15 protein-coding genes and 1 pseudogene are annotated in these 16,866 nt (G+C 63.0%); 15 read left to right on the top strand and 1 reads right to left on the bottom strand.

Annotated elements, in window-relative coordinates:
* Positions 1–161 precede the first annotated feature (161 nt).
* On the bottom strand, positions 162–2,570 hold the full coding sequence (locus AC3WLX_RS34685; protein WP_492339216.1) for a heavy metal translocating P-type ATPase: 2,409 nt from the start codon (positions 2,568–2,570) through the stop codon (positions 162–164).
* A 50-nt stretch (positions 2,571–2,620) separates the two neighbouring features.
* Between AC3WLX_RS34685 and AC3WLX_RS34690 the strand changes: the two genes are divergently transcribed.
* The 15 genes and pseudogenes from AC3WLX_RS34690 (at position 2,621) to AC3WLX_RS34760 (ending at position 16,857) form a co-directional block, all read left to right on the top strand.
* On the top strand, positions 2,621–2,896 hold the full coding sequence (locus tag AC3WLX_RS34690) for a metal-sensitive transcriptional regulator (RefSeq protein ID WP_492339217.1): 276 nt from the start codon (positions 2,621–2,623) through the stop codon (positions 2,894–2,896).
* A 101-nt stretch (positions 2,897–2,997) separates the two neighbouring features.
* Positions 2,998–3,360, top strand: coding sequence for a hypothetical protein (locus tag AC3WLX_RS34695; RefSeq protein ID WP_492339218.1), 363 nt, complete (start codon positions 2,998–3,000; stop codon positions 3,358–3,360).
* Between the two features lie 99 nt (positions 3,361–3,459).
* Positions 3,460–3,852 carry a FixH family protein gene (locus AC3WLX_RS34700; RefSeq protein WP_492339219.1) on the top strand — a complete coding sequence of 131 codons (393 nt, stop codon included), beginning with the start codon at positions 3,460–3,462 and terminating at the stop codon, positions 3,850–3,852.
* Between the two features lie 82 nt (positions 3,853–3,934).
* The gene (locus AC3WLX_RS34705) at positions 3,935–5,359 is read left to right on the top strand and encodes an efflux RND transporter periplasmic adaptor subunit (protein ID WP_492339220.1); all 1,425 of its coding nucleotides are present in this window, start codon (positions 3,935–3,937) and stop codon (positions 5,357–5,359) included.
* Positions 5,356–8,529 carry an efflux RND transporter permease subunit gene (locus AC3WLX_RS34710; protein WP_492339221.1) on the top strand — a complete coding sequence of 1,058 codons (3,174 nt, stop codon included), beginning with the start codon at positions 5,356–5,358 and terminating at the stop codon, positions 8,527–8,529. The genes AC3WLX_RS34705 and AC3WLX_RS34710 overlap by 4 nt, the downstream gene beginning before the upstream one ends.
* A 33-nt stretch (positions 8,530–8,562) precedes the next feature.
* Positions 8,563–9,066 carry a DUF411 domain-containing protein gene (locus AC3WLX_RS34715; protein ID WP_492339222.1) on the top strand — a complete coding sequence of 168 codons (504 nt, stop codon included), beginning with the start codon at positions 8,563–8,565 and terminating at the stop codon, positions 9,064–9,066.
* A 169-nt stretch (positions 9,067–9,235) separates the two neighbouring features.
* The gene (locus AC3WLX_RS34720) at positions 9,236–9,664 is read left to right on the top strand and encodes a hypothetical protein (RefSeq protein WP_492339223.1); all 429 of its coding nucleotides are present in this window, start codon (positions 9,236–9,238) and stop codon (positions 9,662–9,664) included.
* A 523-nt stretch (positions 9,665–10,187) separates the two neighbouring features.
* Positions 10,188–10,719 (top strand): annotated as a pseudogene (locus AC3WLX_RS34725) (multicopper oxidase domain-containing protein); the annotation flags it as partial.
* A gap of 45 nt (positions 10,720–10,764) precedes the next feature.
* Positions 10,765–11,208, top strand: coding sequence for a cupredoxin domain-containing protein (locus AC3WLX_RS34730; protein ID WP_492339248.1), 444 nt, complete (start codon positions 10,765–10,767; stop codon positions 11,206–11,208).
* A complete protein-coding gene (locus AC3WLX_RS34735; protein WP_492339224.1) occupies positions 11,205–11,507 on the top strand; it encodes a copper-binding protein in 303 nt (100 codons plus the stop codon). The genes AC3WLX_RS34730 and AC3WLX_RS34735 overlap by 4 nt, the downstream gene beginning before the upstream one ends.
* 120 nt (positions 11,508–11,627) lie before the next feature.
* Positions 11,628–12,053, top strand: coding sequence for a DUF305 domain-containing protein (locus AC3WLX_RS34740; RefSeq protein ID WP_492339225.1), 426 nt, complete (start codon positions 11,628–11,630; stop codon positions 12,051–12,053).
* A gap of 283 nt (positions 12,054–12,336) precedes the next feature.
* Positions 12,337–13,761, top strand: coding sequence for a calcium-binding protein (locus AC3WLX_RS34745; protein ID WP_492339226.1), 1,425 nt, complete (start codon positions 12,337–12,339; stop codon positions 13,759–13,761).
* Between the two features lie 814 nt (positions 13,762–14,575).
* Positions 14,576–15,004 carry a hypothetical protein gene (locus AC3WLX_RS34750; protein WP_492339227.1) on the top strand — a complete coding sequence of 143 codons (429 nt, stop codon included), beginning with the start codon at positions 14,576–14,578 and terminating at the stop codon, positions 15,002–15,004.
* Between the two features lie 80 nt (positions 15,005–15,084).
* Positions 15,085–15,378 carry a hypothetical protein gene (locus tag AC3WLX_RS34755; RefSeq protein ID WP_492339228.1) on the top strand — a complete coding sequence of 98 codons (294 nt, stop codon included), beginning with the start codon at positions 15,085–15,087 and terminating at the stop codon, positions 15,376–15,378.
* A 72-nt stretch (positions 15,379–15,450) separates the two neighbouring features.
* Positions 15,451–16,857 carry a TolC family protein gene (locus AC3WLX_RS34760; protein ID WP_492339249.1) on the top strand — a complete coding sequence of 469 codons (1,407 nt, stop codon included), beginning with the start codon at positions 15,451–15,453 and terminating at the stop codon, positions 16,855–16,857.
* The last annotated feature ends 9 nt before the right edge of the window (positions 16,858–16,866 follow it).

The following is a 16,866-nucleotide window of genomic DNA, read 5'->3' on the forward strand; positions in this document are numbered from 1 at the left end:
TCCCCAGATAAGACTTTCAGATTTGATCCAAGTCAAAAAATCCACCTTAATGTTCCTCTAAACTACATCGACAAGCGAGAGGAAGTCGCCAGCCCCGCTTCCGATCGCGACAAGCCTGCAGATTCCGTCTGCAGGCTTTTTGCGTTCTCATCGGCTAAACGCTAGAGGCTCGTCACGCGCAGGCGCAGGGCATTGCCCACGACACTGACGGACGATAGTGCCATTGCGGCGGCGGCGATGATGGGCGAGAGCAGGATTCCGAACGTCGGATACAGAATTCCCGCCGCGATCGGGACACCGGCGGCGTTGTAGATGAACGCGAAGAACAGATTCTGTCGGATATTGCTCATGGTGGCCTCCGACAGCTTGCGGGCACGGACGATGCCGCCCAGGTCTCCTTTCAGCAGGGTCACGCCAGCGCTTTCCATCGCGACATCGGTCCCGGTGCCCATCGCTATGCCGACCTCGGCGGCGGCGAGGGCCGGGGCGTCGTTGACGCCGTCGCCGGCCATGGCGACGATCGCGCCAGCCTTCTGCAATCTGGCGACGACAGCGCTCTTCTGGTCCGGAAGCACTTCGGCCTCGACGTCCCCGATCCCGAGCTGGCGCGCGACGGCCTTCGCGGTGGTGCGGTTGTCGCCGGTCAGCATGATGACCTTGACGCCCTCCGCCTTCAGTTCTCTCAGCGCCGCCGGGGTCGACGCCTTGATGGGGTCTGCGATTGCAAAGAGACCGGCCAGTTTCCCGTCGATCGCCATGTTGATCACGGTGGCGCCGTCACCTCGCATGCGTTCGCCCTCCGCTTCCAGCGATTGTGTCCCTACGCCCACGGATGCAAGGAAGTTGGCGTTACCCAGCACGATGGATTTGCCGTCGACCTTGCCTACGGCCCCCTTGCCGGTCGGAGAATCGAATTCCTCGACCTCGCCCAGGACCAAGCTGCGGTCGTTGGCGGAGCGGACGATTGCGTCGGCGAGGGGATGCTCGCTGGCCCGTTCGACGGTGGCGGCGAGACGCAGAAGTTCGTTTTCGTCGTAACCCGGCGCAGGGACGATGGAGACGACCTTCGGCTTGCCTTCGGTGAGGGTGCCCGTCTTGTCCACCACCAGCGTGTCGATCTTTTCCATGCGTTCCAGCGCCTCGGCGTTCTTGATCAGCACGCCGGCCTGCGCACCCCGGCCGACTCCGACCATAATCGACATGGGGGTGGCGAGCCCGAGGGCGCACGGACAGGCGATGATCAGCACGCTGACCGCGGCGACCAATCCGAAGGCCATCCGCGGCTCGGGTCCGTAGCAGGCCCACGCGCCGAACGCGACGAGAGCAACGACGATGACCGCCGGGACGAACCAGCCTGCGACCTGATCGGCCAGACGCTGGATCGGCGCGCGGGAGCGCTGCGCCTGCGCGACCATCTGCACGATCTGGGACAGCATGGTGTCGCTGCCGACCTTCTCGGCTCGCATGACGAAGCCGCCGGAGCGATTGAGCGTCCCGGCGATCACCTTGCCCCCGACGTCCTTGCTGACGGGCATCGATTCGCCGGTCACCATGGATTCGTCGAGAGAAGAACGCCCTTCGACGATCTCGCCGTCGACAGGCACCTTCTCGCCCGGCCGGACGCGGAGCCGATCGCCGACCTGCAGCCCCAAAATCTCGACCTCCTCGTCGATGCCGTCGGCCCGAATGCGCCGCGCCGTTTTCGGGGCGAGGTCGAGGAGGGCTTTGATCGCGCCCGAGGTCGCCTCGCGGGCCCGGAGCTCGAGTACCTGGCCAAGCAAAACCAGGACGGTGATCACAGCAGCCGCTTCAAAGTAGACGGCGACGGCGCCGTCATGGCCTCTAAAGGTGGTCGGGAAGACGCCCGGCGCCATGGTGGCGACGATGCTGTAGACCCACGCGACGCCGGTGCCCATCGCGATCAGAGTGAACATGTTCAGATTGCGAGTGACGACCGACTGCCATCCGCGAACGAAGAAGGGCCAACCGGCCCAGAGGACGACAGGTGTTGCGAGAACCAACTGGATCCAGTTGGATAGCGTCTGATCGATCCACCCATGGCCACCTATGAGGTGCCCGCCCATTTCGAGAACCACGACCGGAACGGAGAGTGCGAGACCCACCCAGAAACGGCGGGTCATGTCGATCAGCTCGGGGTTCGGGCCGCTGTCCGCCGTCGCGACCTCGGGTTCGAGGGCCATGCCGCAGATGGGGCAATTGCCCGGTCCGACCTGGCGGATCTGCGGATGCATCGGGCAGGTGTAGATCGTGCCTTCCCGAACTTTGGCTGGCGACACCTGCTGCGCCTTGCCGTGCACGTATTTCGCCGGGTCGGCTTCGAACTTGGTGCGGCAGCGCTCCGAGCAGAAATAGAACGTCTCTCCGCCATGGTCGATCTTGTGGCGAGCGGTCGAGGGATCGACCTTCATCCCGCAGACCGGGTCCACCGCCAAGCCCGCAGCATGATTGTGATGATGAGCATGTCCCGAATGGTCATGAGCCGCCGGATGGGAGTGCCCGCAGCAGGCCCCGTGAGCCGCTCCGGATTTGGGGTTGTCATGCACGGCCATCTGCGACTCCATCTCTTGCGGAAAGTACCCTCAGGGGGTATATACGGGCCATGAGAAGCGACATCAAGGCGTCCTGCCAGAAACGTCTGAACCGCATCGAAGGCCAGGTTCGCGGCCTCGCGAAGATGGTCGACGAGGACCGGTACTGCATCGACATCGTCACGCAGATCTCGGCGGTCCGTTCCGCGCTCAGGCGGGTGGAAGAAGAAATTCTTAAGGATCACGTGGCCCACTGCGTGGAACACGCTATCCGGAGCGGCGATAAGGCCGACCAGCGCCGCAAGATCGCAGAACTTATGGACGTCGTCGGTCGGGTGGACAGATAATCGTCCGGCGGTCACAAATGCTTGAGCAGGATCAAAGACTGCATCCGCCGTCGGTATATGTTATGGAAGCCGCGACGCGGCCTGAGAGGTAAGTAGATTACATGCGGTTCGTCCGTACCATCTTGGCATTCGCGATCGCCATCTCCCTGGCGATGCTGCCGGTCGGCGCCTCAGCCGGCCGCGCGATGTCATCGGACGACATGCAGGCTGCAATGCAAATGGTGGGTCAGGGCGACATGTCGATGGACTGCTGTCCGGAGGACATGCAGGGAAAGGCATCCGACACGGCCGGCTACAAGTGCGGGGCGGGATTCTGCTGCGTCGGCGGAACATTTGCGCTCGATGACGTTCGCCCCGTCGTACTCGGTCTTCTCGCCATTACTGCCGACGAGATCGCCATTCCCGCGGACCAGGTCCTCTCCTACCGCAGCGGCAGTCCTCCCTTCCGACCTCCTCGAAGCTGATCCCGCAATGCCTGGCGCCCGCACGCTCGCGCGCGCAAACGATGACGTGCGCGCGCCACAAGCGCCACGGCGGAAGATCAACTTCATGAGGACAAGACGATGTTTTCCAAATTCACGACCGCGGCAGTCGCCGCCACCCTTTTGCTTGCCGCTTCTGCTGCCATGGCGGGCGCCGGCGACTACGCCTTCGAGCCTGTCAATCCGGAGATGAAGAAGGGCGACGACGTCACGCTCTCCGTTCGCCTGACCAACAAGCAGACCGGCAAGCCTGTGTCTGACGCGGTTATCTTCAAGACCCACGTCGACATGGCGCCCGACGGGATGGCCGAGATGGAATCGGCGGTCTCGCCGCTGCCGTCAAAAGAGCCTGGCGTCTACGCCTTCAAGACGGACCTGCCGATGGCCGGCCGCTATCAGGTTACGCTGTCCGCGAAGGTGCAGGGCGAGGCCGAAACCGTCACCGGCAAGGTGATCGTCAAGGCGACCAAGTGAGCCTTCGGGCGTCGCGCGGCGACGCCCGAACTCCTGTTCCCATTCCCATGGATGCGCGCTCCGAGCGCGCGGGTAGCACACCATGAACACGCAGCGTCTCCTGACGGCACTCGCAATGACGGGCGGTTTGGCCCTAGGAACCTACTGGTACGCGAACGGCGAGCACTGGTCCGTCCATGCCGAGGCGGCCACCCGGGCCGGTGCCGAGCGAACTCCGCTCTACTACCGGGATCCGGATGGGGCGCCCTTCTGGTCGGCCGTGCCGAAGAAGGACGAACGCGGGCGGGATTATCTGCCCGTGTACGACGACGACAAGGGCTTCTCCGAGCCGGCAAAGCCGAAGCAGCAGGCGGATTCGTCGCGCAAGATCCTCTACTACCGCAATCCCATGGGCCTGCCCGACACCTCGCCGGTGCCGAAGAAGGATCCGATGGGGATGGATTATGTTCCCGTCTACGAAGGCGACGACGCCGACGACGGCACGGTCAAGCTCTCGCCCGGCAAGATTCAGCGGACGGGCGTGAAGTCGGAGCCGGCGGAGCGCCGCGCGATCCGCGTCTCGGTCAGGGCACCGGGCACGATCCAGTTGGACGAACGCCGCGTGTCGGTTATCGCGATGCGGGCCGAAAGCTTCGTGCAGAAAGTCGCCGACGTGACCACCGGCACGCGGGTGAAGGCCGGCCAGGCCTTGATGCAGATTTACAGTTCGGCCGTCGCGTCCGCCGCCGCCGAATATCTCTCGACTATCACGTCCAAGACCACGGGCGGCATCGAGGCCTACGGCCGCGGCTCCCGGCAGCGACTGATCAATCTCGACGTCCCCGAACAGGTCATCACCGAGATGGAGAAGTCCCACATCGCGCCCGTAACAGTCCAGTGGGCGGCGCCGCGCGACGGCATCGTGCTGGAGCGCAACGCGATCGAGGGCATGCGCGCGAACCCCGGCGACGTGCTGTTCCGGATCGCCGATATCTCGATGGTGTGGGCGCTGGTCGACGTGGCCGAGCGCGACCTCGGCAACATCTCGGTCGGCCAGCCGGTGTCGATCCGCGCCCGCAGCTTTGCCGGCCGGACCTTCTCGGGAAAGATCGCGGTCGTCTATCCCCAAGTGAACAAGGACACGCGCACCGCGCGCGTTCGGATCGAGCTCGCCAATCCGGACCTTGCGCTGCTGCCGGACATGTACGTCGATGCCGACATCGACACCGCGGATTCATCGTCGGTTCTGGCCGTGCCGGATAGCTCGGTGCTCGACACCGGCGCCCGCCAGGCCGTGCTCGTCGACAAGGGCGAGGGCAGGTTCGAGCCCCGCGAAGTGAAGCTCGGCCGCCGGGGCGGTGGCTACATCGAGATCCGAGTCGGCCTCAAGGACGGGGAAGCGGTCGTCACATCGGCGAACTTCCTGATCGACGCGGAGAGCAACCTCAAAGCCGCCCTCAAGGGCTTCGCCGAGGCAAGCGCGCCGGCCGACGCTTCGAGCGGCCACGTCCATGGAGAGCAGAAATGATCGCCCGCATCATCGCCTGGTCGGCGCGCAACCTGCTGCTGGTGCTGTTCGGCACCGGCTTTGCGGCCGCGGCCGGCCTCTACGCACTGGTCCATCTTCCGCTGGATGCGATCCCGGACCTCTCGGACACCCAGGTCATCGTCTACACCGAGTACCCGGGCCAGGCGCCGCAGGTCATCGAGGACCAGGTCACCTATCCGCTGACGACGGCCATGCTGACCGTCCCGAAGTCCAAGGTGGTGCGCGGCTTCTCCTTCTTCGGCGTGTCGTTCGTCTACGTGATCTTCGAGGACGGCACCGACATCTATTGGGCGCGCTCGCGCGTCATGGAGTTCTTGAACGGGGCTGCTTCGAGACTTCCGACCGGCGTCACGCCGACCATCGGGCCCGACGCCACCGGCGTCGGCTGGGTCTATCAGTACGCCGTCGTGTCCAAGGAATTGAACTTGGCGGACACGCGCACGATCCAGGACTGGAATCTGAAGTTCGCGCTGGCCAAGGCGGAAGGCGTCGCCGAGGTCGCCGGTATCGGCGGCTTCGTCAAGCAGTACAACGTGGTGCTCGATCCGCAGCGGATGCGCGACCGCGGCATCAGCATGCAGAAGATCCGGGAGGCCATCCGCGCCAGCAACGCCGATGTCGGCGGCCGTACCGTCGAGCTGGCGGAGTTCGAATACGTCATCCGCGGCAAGGGCTACATCAAGAGCATCAACGATCTGGGCAACATCGTGCTGAAGACCAGCAACGGCACGCCGGTGCTGCTGCGCGACGTCGCCCATGTCGAGTTGGGACCTGACGAGCGGCGGGGCATCGCCGAACTCAACGGGGAGGGCGAGGTCGCGAGCGGCATCGTGCTGCAGCGCTTCGGCGTCAACGCCCTCGACGTGATCGAGAACGTCAAGAAGCGGTTCAAAGAGATCGCAAGCAGTCTGCCGAAGTCGATCGAGATCGTGCCGGTCTACGACCGGTCCAACCTGATCTACGCGGCCATCGACACGCTCAAGCACACTCTATTCGAGGAGAGCATCGTCGTCGGGCTGGTCTGCATCGTGTTCCTGCTGCACGTCCGCAGCGCGCTCGTCGCGATACTGATGCTGCCGGTCGGCGTGCTGATGGCTTTCGGCGCCATGAAGCTGCTCGGCCTCGGCTCGAACATCATGAGCCTCGGCGGCATCGCGATCGCGATCGGCGCTATGGTCGATGCCGCGATCGTCATGATCGAGAATGCCCACAAGCATCTTGAACGCGCCAAGCCCGATCAGCCGCGCGTCCAGGTCCTGATCGACGCCGCCTCCGAGGTTGGCCCGGCACTGTTCTTCAGCCTGCTGATCATCACCGTCTCGTTCATGCCGATCTTCACGCTGGAATCGCAGGAGGGACGGCTGTTCAGTCCGCTGGCGTTCACGAAGACCTTTGCGATGGCGGCCGCCGCCCTCTTGTCCGTCACGCTGGTGCCGGCGCTGATGGTGATCTTCGTCCGCGGCAAGATCGTTCCGGAGCACCGCAACCCCATCAACCGCTTCCTGATCTGGATCTACCGGCCGGTCATCAAGGGCGTGCTGCGGGCGAAGACGCTGGTGATCCTGGCCTCCTTGGCCGTGCTGGCCGTCTCGATCTGGCCGGCCCGCCAGCTTGGAACCGAGTTCATGCCTTCGCTCAACGAGGGGACGCTGCTCTACATGCCCACCACGCTGCCGGGCATCTCCGTGACGAAGGCGGCCGAACTGATGCAGATGCAGGATCGCATTATCAAGTCGTTCCCCGAGGTCGCCTCGGTCTACGGCAAGGCGGGGCGGGCGGCGACCGCGACAGATCCAGCCCCGACCGAGATGTTCGAGACCGTGGTCAACCTGAAGCCGAAGGAGCAGTGGCGCCCGGGCCTCACCGTCGACGCCCTGATTGCGGAGATGGACAAGGCGCTGCAGTTTCCGGGGGTCTCGAATGCCTGGACCATGCCGATCAAAGCCCGCATCGACATGCTGTCGACGGGCATCCGTACGCCGATCGGGATCAAGGTGATGGGTACGGACCTGGTGGAGATCGACCGGCTCGCCAAGCAGGTCGAGAGGGTGGTCAAGGCCGTTCCCGGCACCTCATCGGCCTACGCCGAGAGAGGGATCGGCGGCTACTATCTCGAGATCGCTCCGGATCGCGAAGCGCTCGCCCGCTACGGGATCCTGATCCAGGACGTTCAGGACACCATCGCGGCCGCCCTCGGCGGGCAGACGGTGACCACGACCGTGGAGGGTCGCCAGCGCTTCATGGTGAACATGCGCTACCCGCGCGATCTCCGCGACAATCCGAAGGCCATCGCCAGCGATATCCTGGTGCCGATGCCGGCGGGCGGCGCCGTGCCCCTGGGCGAGGTCGCCAAGGTAGAACCGGCCCGAGGCCCGACCTCGATACGGACCGAGAACGGGCAGCTCGCGACCTACATCTACGTCGACATTCGCGACCGCGATATCGGCGGCTATGTCGCTGACGCACAGCGCGCCGTCAGCGACGGCATTCAATTCCCGGCCGGCTACTACGTAGTCTGGAGCGGCCAGTACGAATACCTGCAGCGGGCTGCCGCCCGCCTCAAGATCGTCATACCGGTCACCCTGACGATCATCTTCCTGCTGCTGTACCTGAACTTCAGGGCCATGACCGAGACCCTGATCGTCATGCTGTCCCTGCCGTTCGCGCTGGTCGGCGGCATCTGGATGATGTGGTGGCTCGGCTTCAACCTGTCGGTCGCCGTCGCCGTCGGCTTCATCGCGCTGGCCGGCGTCGCGGCCGAGACCGGCGTCGTGATGCTGATCTACCTCGATCACGCCTTGGCCGAGATGAAGGCCGGCTGCGCTGCCGCCGGGCGCGCCCTTACCCGGCGCGATCTCCACGCAGCCATCATGGAAGGCGCGGTAGAGCGTGTGCGTCCGAAGATGATGACGGTGGTCGCCATCATGGCGGGACTTCTGCCCATCATGTGGAGCACAGGCACCGGATCGGAGATCATGCAGCGGATCGCCGTGCCGATGATCGGCGGAATGATCTCGTCCACCCTACTGACGCTGATCGTGATCCCGGCGATCTTCGGCTTGCTGAAGGGACGCGGGCTCGCTGAAGGCGAAGCGCCCGCGGACGCGTCCTCACAAGGCCAAGAAAGAGAAGTATCCAGAGCGGCATGATGATGGGCCCTCGAAACACCATAAGGAGAGGAGATGCGAAGTAAGCTCGAAAACTCAAGGGTGCACGCCGATTCGATGACGCGCCGGTCGCTTGTCCGGCTCATGGCTGCAGCAGCTCTGGGCTGGCCTGCAGCTGCCGCATTCGGCGAAGAGACCACGATCACCGTGCATAAGGATCCAAACTGCGGATGCTGCTCAGGTTGGGTGCAGCATCTACGAGATTCCGGTTTCGTGGTGCGGATCGAGGAAACGGCAGATCTGGACAGGATGCGGACACGTCTGGGAGTACCGCCCGATTTGGCGGCGTGCCACACTGCCGAAATCGGTGGCTTCCTCGTCGAAGGACACGTCCCGGCCGACGCCATACGTCGATTGCTGCTCGCGCGACCGAATGCGCGAGGGATCGCCGTCCCGGGCATGCCGGTCGGCTCGCCCGGGATGGAGGGCGCCCGGCAGCAGCCGTACACGGTCGTCCTATTCGGCGCCGAAGGACGACGTCCTTTCATGCGGTTCATCGGAAAGCAGCCGATCACATAGCTGGCCCAGCGGCGCCAACCGGTTCCGGGGACAGGGGAGGAACTCGCCGCGAGAAAGAAGGTTGGCGCAGCGGGAGTTTGCGACTAAGGTCTCGCTTCTTCGGTGCCTGGACGTTTGGAGTTCGATGTTGGTGTTTTTGACGAGAGCTGGGCGGATGAGGGCGGGGCGGTTGCTCGCCCTGGTCTATCTGCTGTGCGTCATGGCGCCCTCGCTCGCCTTTGCGATTGCGGACGGCTCGCTCGCTGCCCCCTGCCTGGTGGAGAACGAGCACGGAATGGGCATCGTTCATGTCCACCATGAGACCGGCACGGCGCACGTGCACGCCGATGGACATTCCCACCATCATGCGGACGTCGGATCCGGCTCAGCCGAACACCAGGAAATCCAGACGGCTCCGGACGACGATTCCGCGCCTGCGGATCATCGCCACAAGTCTGCGGACGGTTCGTGCTGCGGCATGGTTTGCGTAAGCGCTCTGCCAGCGGCCGTCCTCGACCTGTCCAAGCCTTCCGCGCCGGCCTCGCGCTGTGCGGTCGAGGCCTACCGTCGGATGGCGGACGATCCGCTTCCTACGCCTTACCGTCCCCCCAGTTCCTGAAGCGATCGTGTAGACGCGGTCGGCCGCCCGTGCGGGCGTGCGTACCTGTGGTCAATCGACAGTTCAGGAAACGGATATGGTTGCGCAGTTTGGGGCGAATCCCGTCGCCGTTCATTCGGTCGCGGAAGGAATTGGCTGTCGTGCCTTCGCGGCGATCGCAATAACAGCGACGTTGCTAGGAGGATGCATTCCGGCGGTTCCGTTGATTGGCGCGGACCCCGCGGACCCGACGGTCCCGGTACCCGCCGTTCGCTATCGGTCCGGCATTGCGCCTTACGTCAGCATGCGCCCAGTGGCCCCTTCGGGATGGAAGGATCAGAACGAGCGCGTCACCCCGACCTCGAAGACCGAGCGGTAGGAAGAGCTGATGGCGCACAAATCCAACATTCCGCAGGCACGCGGCTACGGGAGGTTTCCAGCCGGCGCTGATTGCGCTTCTCCTCTCCGCATGCGCGACGTTCTCGCCAGATGCCTGCATGACGCGGTTGCCAGCATCGCGGACAGCACGAACGTCGCCTCGACCCCCGGCACCTATTTGCCGAAGGTCACCGAGATCACCGACTTCAACGTGTGGACATGGAAACTCCGCCTTTTTTCAGCATCGATCAGCTGCCGGTGCACCTCGGCATCAGGGTGCGCGTGCGTATCGGCAATCTCACCATGTCTAATCATCCCATTCATGCACGGCGCCGGATGCGATAGTGATCGACGCGCATGTCGATGGGCGCGATAGAGATGCCCGCCCTCGACAACACGCTGCCGATTATGAACGGCACCGGCCAGTTGGGTCCGATCGAAATGGGAGGCACGTTCACGTGATGAAGATCCGAGAGGGAATGGCCCACGACGATTACTCCGATCTCGGCCCGTACAAACTCCCGGCCGGCGCCGTGGCGTACGAAGTCGCCGCGCCCACCGCTGCCCCGGCGCGTCAGGAGACGCCGGCGCCGTCGCAGCCGGCCAAGAGCAAAGACCACAAATCGATCCACAAGCGGAGGGAAGATATAGGACGGAGCGAAGTGCACGCCCAATCGTCAATCTGGAGAAACCCATGAAGAAGATCGCAACGACTTGTGTTGCGGCTATGTGCCAGGCGGCCGCTGCGCCGTCGGGCGCACGAACAGCACAGTCACGAAACGCATTCCGCGGGCGAGCCCGGCGATTCGTCGAAGCCCTCGCGCACCATCGAAGTGGAGATGAGCGAGATGGATTTCAAGCCATCGCGCATCGAGGTCAAACGCGGCGAGCAGACCCGCTTTATAGTCCGCAACGTAGGGACGGAGGATCACGAATTCCTGCTGTCCACCAAGGAAGAGAACCTAAAGCATGGCGAGTTGATGAAGACGAATCCCAAGGTGGAGCACGATGACCCGAACGGAGTGCGGCTGGCGCCCAAGAAGTCGGGAGAGATCGTGTGGAAATTCACGAAGGCCGGCGAGTTCGAATATTCGTGTCTGATCCCCGATCACCGCGACTACGGAATGATCGGCCATGTCACCGTGAAAGCACAAGTCGATTCTGAGCAGAAGAGGAGCAAACGATGAACCGAATTATTCGCAAGGCAACTGTGGTCGCGATCGCGGCGGCGCTGTCCGCAAGCGCAGCGCTCGCTCAGTCTCCGTCGATCGACGGAGAGGTCAAGAAGATCGATGAGGGTGCCGGAAAGATCACTCTCAAGCATGGTCCGGCCAAGAGCCTCGGGATGGAGGAGCCGATGACCATGGTCTACCGCGTCAAGGATCCGGCGATGCTCAAACAGGTGAAGGTGGGCGACAAGGTCAAGTTCGACGCCGAGAGCGCGGAAGCCGGCTACACCGTCACCAAGATGGAGAAGCGGAAATAAGGGCCAGCAGGTTATTAACGCGAAGAGGAGAGATAGAGCGAGTCAGGGCATCGAAGCTACAGCGAACGTGCGCACGTCGAATGCTTATGCATTCGGCGCGCGGCGCTGCGGCTCCAGGAAATGAATTTTCGGCGGCACCATCTTTCGTGTCATCAGGAACTAGCCCGTTCGGCTCGCGTTTGCGGACACAAGATGCAAACCGAGGAGATGAAGATGTCGAACAAAGCACTGCTGCGAGCCGCATCCGGTGTTCTGGCGCTCGCTTTTCTGAGCGCTGGTGCGGCAAATGCAGAGGATGCCGCGATGAAGGCCTACATGCAGTCGATGGAAAAGATGAATGCTGACATGCAGAAGGGGATGGACCGGGATCCCACGAAGGCGTGGGCAAAGATGATGATTGCCCATCATCAGGGCGCGATCGACATGTCCGAGACGGTGCTAAGGGAGACTAAAGATCCCACGATTCGAAAAATGGCAGAGAAGGGAATGGATGAGCAGAAGAAGGAGCAAAGGATGCTGAAGGAGTGGCTGTCCAAGCACGACTAGCCTCCGTATGATGCAGGCGCCGGTCCTGAGAGCATGGAATGGCGCCGTTTCGCAGCAGAGGAATCATCGAGGACACAGGCCAGCGAGATAGCGGGCGAAGAGGTCGCTCGCCAACCTTGAGAACAGGTCCATCCCAATCGACGCGAATGACCTGTTGCCCCGGGGCGGATTGAGCGGGTTTGCCCTTGCAGGGCTCGCCGCGAAATTCGCCCCATAGACTAGGAACGTTGATCGTGACGAGAACTTGTGGGGCTGGGCTGGCGATCTAAAAGGGAGTAGCGCAATGCGCAGCAAACCGCACCACTCGGACCAACCGACTCTCCAATCCTTTGACGACTACCAGCTCTACATCGGCACCGCACGCAGCAATCACTTCGCCGGGTCCGACGCGAACATGACGATCGCCTTCGGTCGGGGCGGAAACGACCATCTGCAAGGTGGAGCGATGGACGACGATCTGGTCGGCGGCAAGGGCAACGACCGTCTCCTCGGCGGTGCGGGGGCGGACCATCTGGTGGGCGGAGCCGGCAACGACTGGCTCGTCGGCAGGGATCAGGCCGATACGCTTACGGGCGGCGCGGGCAACGACGTGCTCAACGAAGGCAGCGGTCATGGCGATCTCGACGGAGGACCGGGCAACGACCTTCTGATCGGCGGCCCAGGTGCCGACGCGTTCGTGATATCGCCCGACAGCGGCCACGACGTGATCACCGATTTTCGTGCAGGACCGGGCATGTTCGATCACCTCGCCGTCATGAACATCGAACCCGAGCAGTTCAAATTCCAGGACACCAGCGGCGGCGTGCTGATCAGTTGGGATACGGCACAAGCTGACGGCTCTGTCCTGCTGGCGGGAGTTTGGAAAAGCGATCTGGCCCAAGACGACTTCATGTTCGTCGATGACCGGCACCTGATAACCCCGACCGCCGCGGACGCCAACCATGTGACTGCGGAGCACTTCCTCAAGGACGAGGGCAACGAGGCTGCCCCTCAGTCGCCAGGTTCGACTTCGCCCCAATACCAAGCCTCCATCGACGAGAACAATGTCCAGTTCGGCACCGATGCGACCGACGTATTCCAGGCCACCGCCAAGAACGATCTGTACTTCGGGCTCGGCGGTGACGATCGGCTCCATGGCGGGGAAGGCGACGACCACCTGGCTGGCGAGGCCGGCAACGACCTTCTCGACGGAGCCAACGGCAGCGACGATCTTCGAGCCGGGGATGGCGATGACCATCTGTACGGAGGCGCCATGAACGACAATGTGATGGGCGGCGCGGGCAACGACTACCTCAGCGCCGGCGCTGGACACGACATGCTGGAGGGCGGCCCGGGCAACGACATCCTCAATGGTGGCGACGGAGCGGACGCCTTCATGGTTTCTCACGGCAGCGGCAATGATGTCGTCGTCGCCGGCTTCGACCCGGGCCCGGGTGCGTTCGATCACATCGCCTTCATGGACGTCCTACCGAACGAAGTCACTGTCGCCGATACCGTCTCCACCCATGGTGACGCCCACACCGGCGTGCTGGTGAGCTGGGGCGACGGCTCGATCTTCCTGGAGGGCATCAGCAAGAACCAGATGGCGCAGGACGACTTCATGTTCAACGCCGTTGAAGGCGGCGGATTTGTGCCGGATCCGCAGATCAGCAACGAGGGAAGTGGGCTCATCATCCAGGGCCCACATGCCGGATGGCTGATGGGCTAAGCTAAAATCGTGCGGTGGTGAACGATATGCACCACCGCACGGCTAAGCGGCCGCATTCCCTCGATATTGGGAGCTGAACGGTCAGCCTGCGTTGGGACAAGCGGCCTAGAGCTTTAATATCTTGGTTGAAGCATATCGGGCCATTAGGCAGGTAGTTTGAGCATTCAGGAACTTTGATGTGTCGAGGAACTAGCCGATATGGCGGCTGGTGCCCTCGACGGTGCGTCGTTGAGGGTGACGCATCTAGTGGTTGATCGTGGCGAACGCCTGCTCGATCCAAATAGGGTCGGTGAGTATGGAGGCAGGTACCAGAGCCTGGCGCCGGCACTACTCATCAATGACCTGATCGAGTTTGGAGCCGTCTAGATGTAGCGAGGGGACTGTGGCGGCGACCGACGTCGTCGCGAGGACAGCGCCAAGAGCCACCTCAGCATTACGAACGAACGTTCTCCATGAAACGGATCGTGGTGAAAAGATCCCAAAGTAGAAGTGGACGCAATCGCGACGTCCAAGGACCAACGCGACAGACTGAATGACATCGCGGCGGAACATACTTGCGAGATCCTGGCTCGCTGGGTAGCGGCTGATATTCCAATCCGGTTCGCACTGAGAAGTTTATGGAACCTGCCGCCTTCGGTGCTCGGGAGGCTAGTTCCGGGCTGTCTAACCTGATATGCTCGGATGTATGCGTATCGCGCTTGGCGGATTTATATTTTAGGACTAAGTTTGCCATTCTGCGATCTGTTACACTAAGGAAGCCGAACGATCGATGCTCAACCGACTGACCAGACGCCGGAGATTGAGGGCAGGGCGGTTGCTCGGGATTCTGTATCTCTTTTGTGTTCTGGCGCCGGCGATTTCGTCCGCCTTCGCGGCCGGTGCGCGCGCCGCGCCGTGTCTTAGCGAGAACGATCTCCGCATGGGCATTGTAGGCCTGAACGACAACGGTGGGATCGCTAAGCACGTTTATGAAGACGGCCGTACGCACGACCATTCATCGCCGGCGCTGGCGCGGGACAGCGGGCAGCCTGGTGCTGAGGGAGCCGATTCCGATTCGCTGTTCCTGGATCATCACAAGTCCTCCGGCGGCCAGTGTTGTGGCATTGGGTGCGTGAACGCCCTGCCGGCCACGGTGGCGGAGCTGGCTCGGCCGATCAATCCTCGGTCGATCTGCCTCTCGACCGATTACCGGCTGGTGCCCGATAACACGCCGCCGCAGCGCTACCGCCCCCCTATCGCCTGACCTACCCCTCTAGACGCGGTGCCGCGCCTCCTCGAAGGGGCTCGAACACCTGTGGTCCATCGTCAGTTCAGGGAAAATTCATGCCTACGCAGTCTGGGGCGAAGTCCTCTGCCGTTTGCCCGGCGAGGGGAAAGCTATTCAGTCAAAAAACGGGTGTTCTCGCGCTTGCCTTCGCCGCGGCGTTCGCGTTGGGCGGGTGCATGCCCGTGACAGTGCCGCTCGCGGGCGCCGATCCGGCGGACCCCTACGTAAAGGTCGCCGACGTCAGATACCGTTCCACCGTCGCTCCGTATACTCGGCTGCGCCCCGTCGCACCGGCCGGATGGCGGGAGCAGAATCAAAGCGTTGCTCCGACGCCGAAGCCGACCGAATAGGGGACGGCGATGAACCGGATTTTCCTATCCATCGTGTTGCAATCGTTTCATTCCAAATCCCGGGCTCCGCGAATGGCAGCGGTTTTTGCCGCGCTCCTTCTAACCGGGTGCGCCTCCTTTTCGCCGGATCGCGGGATGGGCGTCGTTGCTGATGTTGCAGATCAGACCATCAAAAAGGACGTAATATCGATCCGGACGGAGAGCGATGCCTCCCACGCACAGGACGTCGTGCGAGGATTGCTGGGCCGGACTCTAACGGTTGCCAGTGCGGTTCAGGTCGCGCTTCTCAACAACCGTGGGCTTCAGGCGGCCTACAACGAGCTCGCTCTGGCCGAAGCGGACCTAATAGCAGACAGCCTACCTCCCAATCCGACGTTCGCGATTTCGCGCATCGCCGGAAACGGTGCCTTGGAAGTCGAACGACAGGTCGTCGGCGACATCCTTGCGCTGGCGACCCTCCCGTTCCGCTCGGACATAGCGCGGGACCGCTTCCGAAAGGCGCAGCTCCGTGCCGCCGAGGAGACCCTACGGCTCGCGGCCGAGGTGCGGCGGACTTATTATCGCGCCGTTGCGGCCAATGAACTGGTGGTACTTTTCACTGACGCGAAGTCGACCGCAGAATCCACCGCTGAGCTTGCGGAGCAGCTTGGTCGGACAGGCTCATTGAACAAGCTTGACCAGGCCCGCGAACAGGCCTTCTACGCCGAGACCACCGCCGATCTGGCCGCGCTACGGCAGGAGGCGGCGAGTTCGCGCGAGCAACTGATCAGACTTCTTGGGCTTTGGGGCGGCGACATTGGCATCCGGCTGCCGCAGCGGCTGCCTACGTTGCCGGGTCGTCCGCGCTCGCTCCCGAGAATCGAGGTCGATGCGGTCGGACATCGGCTGGACCTGCAGATGGCACGCATCGAACTGCTGGCGCTCGCGAAAGCAATGCAGCTCACGCAGGCGAGCCGCTTCGTGACGCTGCTCGACGTGGCGGGGATAGACAAAAAAACGCGCGAGCTGGAGGGTCCGCCATTCAAAGAACGTGGCTTCGACATCCAGTTCCAGATCCCGGTCTTCGACGGCGGCGAGGTCGGCGTCCGTCAAGCCACCGAGATCTACAATCAGGCGTTCAATCTACTGACCGAGAAGGCCGTCAACGTCCGCTCGGAAGCAAGGAATGCCTACCGCGTCTATCGCTCGACTTACGACATCGCGGGGCACTATCAACGGGAGGTCCTGCCGCTTAGACAGATCATCTCAGAGGAGATGCAGCTTCGCTTCTCCAGTATGCAAGTCGATGTGTTTGCGCTGCTGACCGAAGCCAGACAGCGGCTTGCGGTTCTGCGTGCCGCCATCGACGCGAAGCGGGATTTTTGGCTGGCAGAGTCCGAATTGCAGACCGCCGTCAACGGCGGTGGCCGACGGGCCGGCGAGGAGCAGCCTTCAGGTTCACGATCCACCACAACGGCCCAAGCGGGCGGGGGGCATTAAAGGAGACGA

The sequence above is a fragment of the Bradyrhizobium sp. FW305-F6 genome (assembly GCF_058782905.1).

Excerpts from the sequence above, each read along its gene's own strand:
- AC3WLX_RS34685 (WP_492339216.1), bottom strand. The coding sequence starts at position 2,570 with ATGGCCGTGCATGACAACCCCAAATCCGGAGCGGCTCACGGGGCCTGC.
- AC3WLX_RS34690 (WP_492339217.1), top strand. The coding sequence starts at position 2,621 with ATGAGAAGCGACATCAAGGCGTCCTGCCAGAAACGTCTGAACCGCATC.
- AC3WLX_RS34695 (WP_492339218.1), top strand. The coding sequence starts at position 2,998 with ATGCGGTTCGTCCGTACCATCTTGGCATTCGCGATCGCCATCTCCCTG.
- AC3WLX_RS34700 (WP_492339219.1), top strand. The coding sequence starts at position 3,460 with ATGTTTTCCAAATTCACGACCGCGGCAGTCGCCGCCACCCTTTTGCTT.
- AC3WLX_RS34705 (WP_492339220.1), top strand. The coding sequence starts at position 3,935 with ATGAACACGCAGCGTCTCCTGACGGCACTCGCAATGACGGGCGGTTTG.
- AC3WLX_RS34710 (WP_492339221.1), top strand. The coding sequence starts at position 5,356 with ATGATCGCCCGCATCATCGCCTGGTCGGCGCGCAACCTGCTGCTGGTG.
- AC3WLX_RS34715 (WP_492339222.1), top strand. The coding sequence starts at position 8,563 with ATGCGAAGTAAGCTCGAAAACTCAAGGGTGCACGCCGATTCGATGACG.
- AC3WLX_RS34735 (WP_492339224.1), top strand. The coding sequence starts at position 11,205 with ATGAACCGAATTATTCGCAAGGCAACTGTGGTCGCGATCGCGGCGGCG.
- AC3WLX_RS34740 (WP_492339225.1), top strand. The coding sequence starts at position 11,628 with ATGAATTTTCGGCGGCACCATCTTTCGTGTCATCAGGAACTAGCCCGT.
- AC3WLX_RS34745 (WP_492339226.1), top strand. The coding sequence starts at position 12,337 with ATGCGCAGCAAACCGCACCACTCGGACCAACCGACTCTCCAATCCTTT.
- AC3WLX_RS34755 (WP_492339228.1), top strand. The coding sequence starts at position 15,085 with ATGCCTACGCAGTCTGGGGCGAAGTCCTCTGCCGTTTGCCCGGCGAGG.
- AC3WLX_RS34760 (WP_492339249.1), top strand. The coding sequence starts at position 15,451 with ATGGCAGCGGTTTTTGCCGCGCTCCTTCTAACCGGGTGCGCCTCCTTT.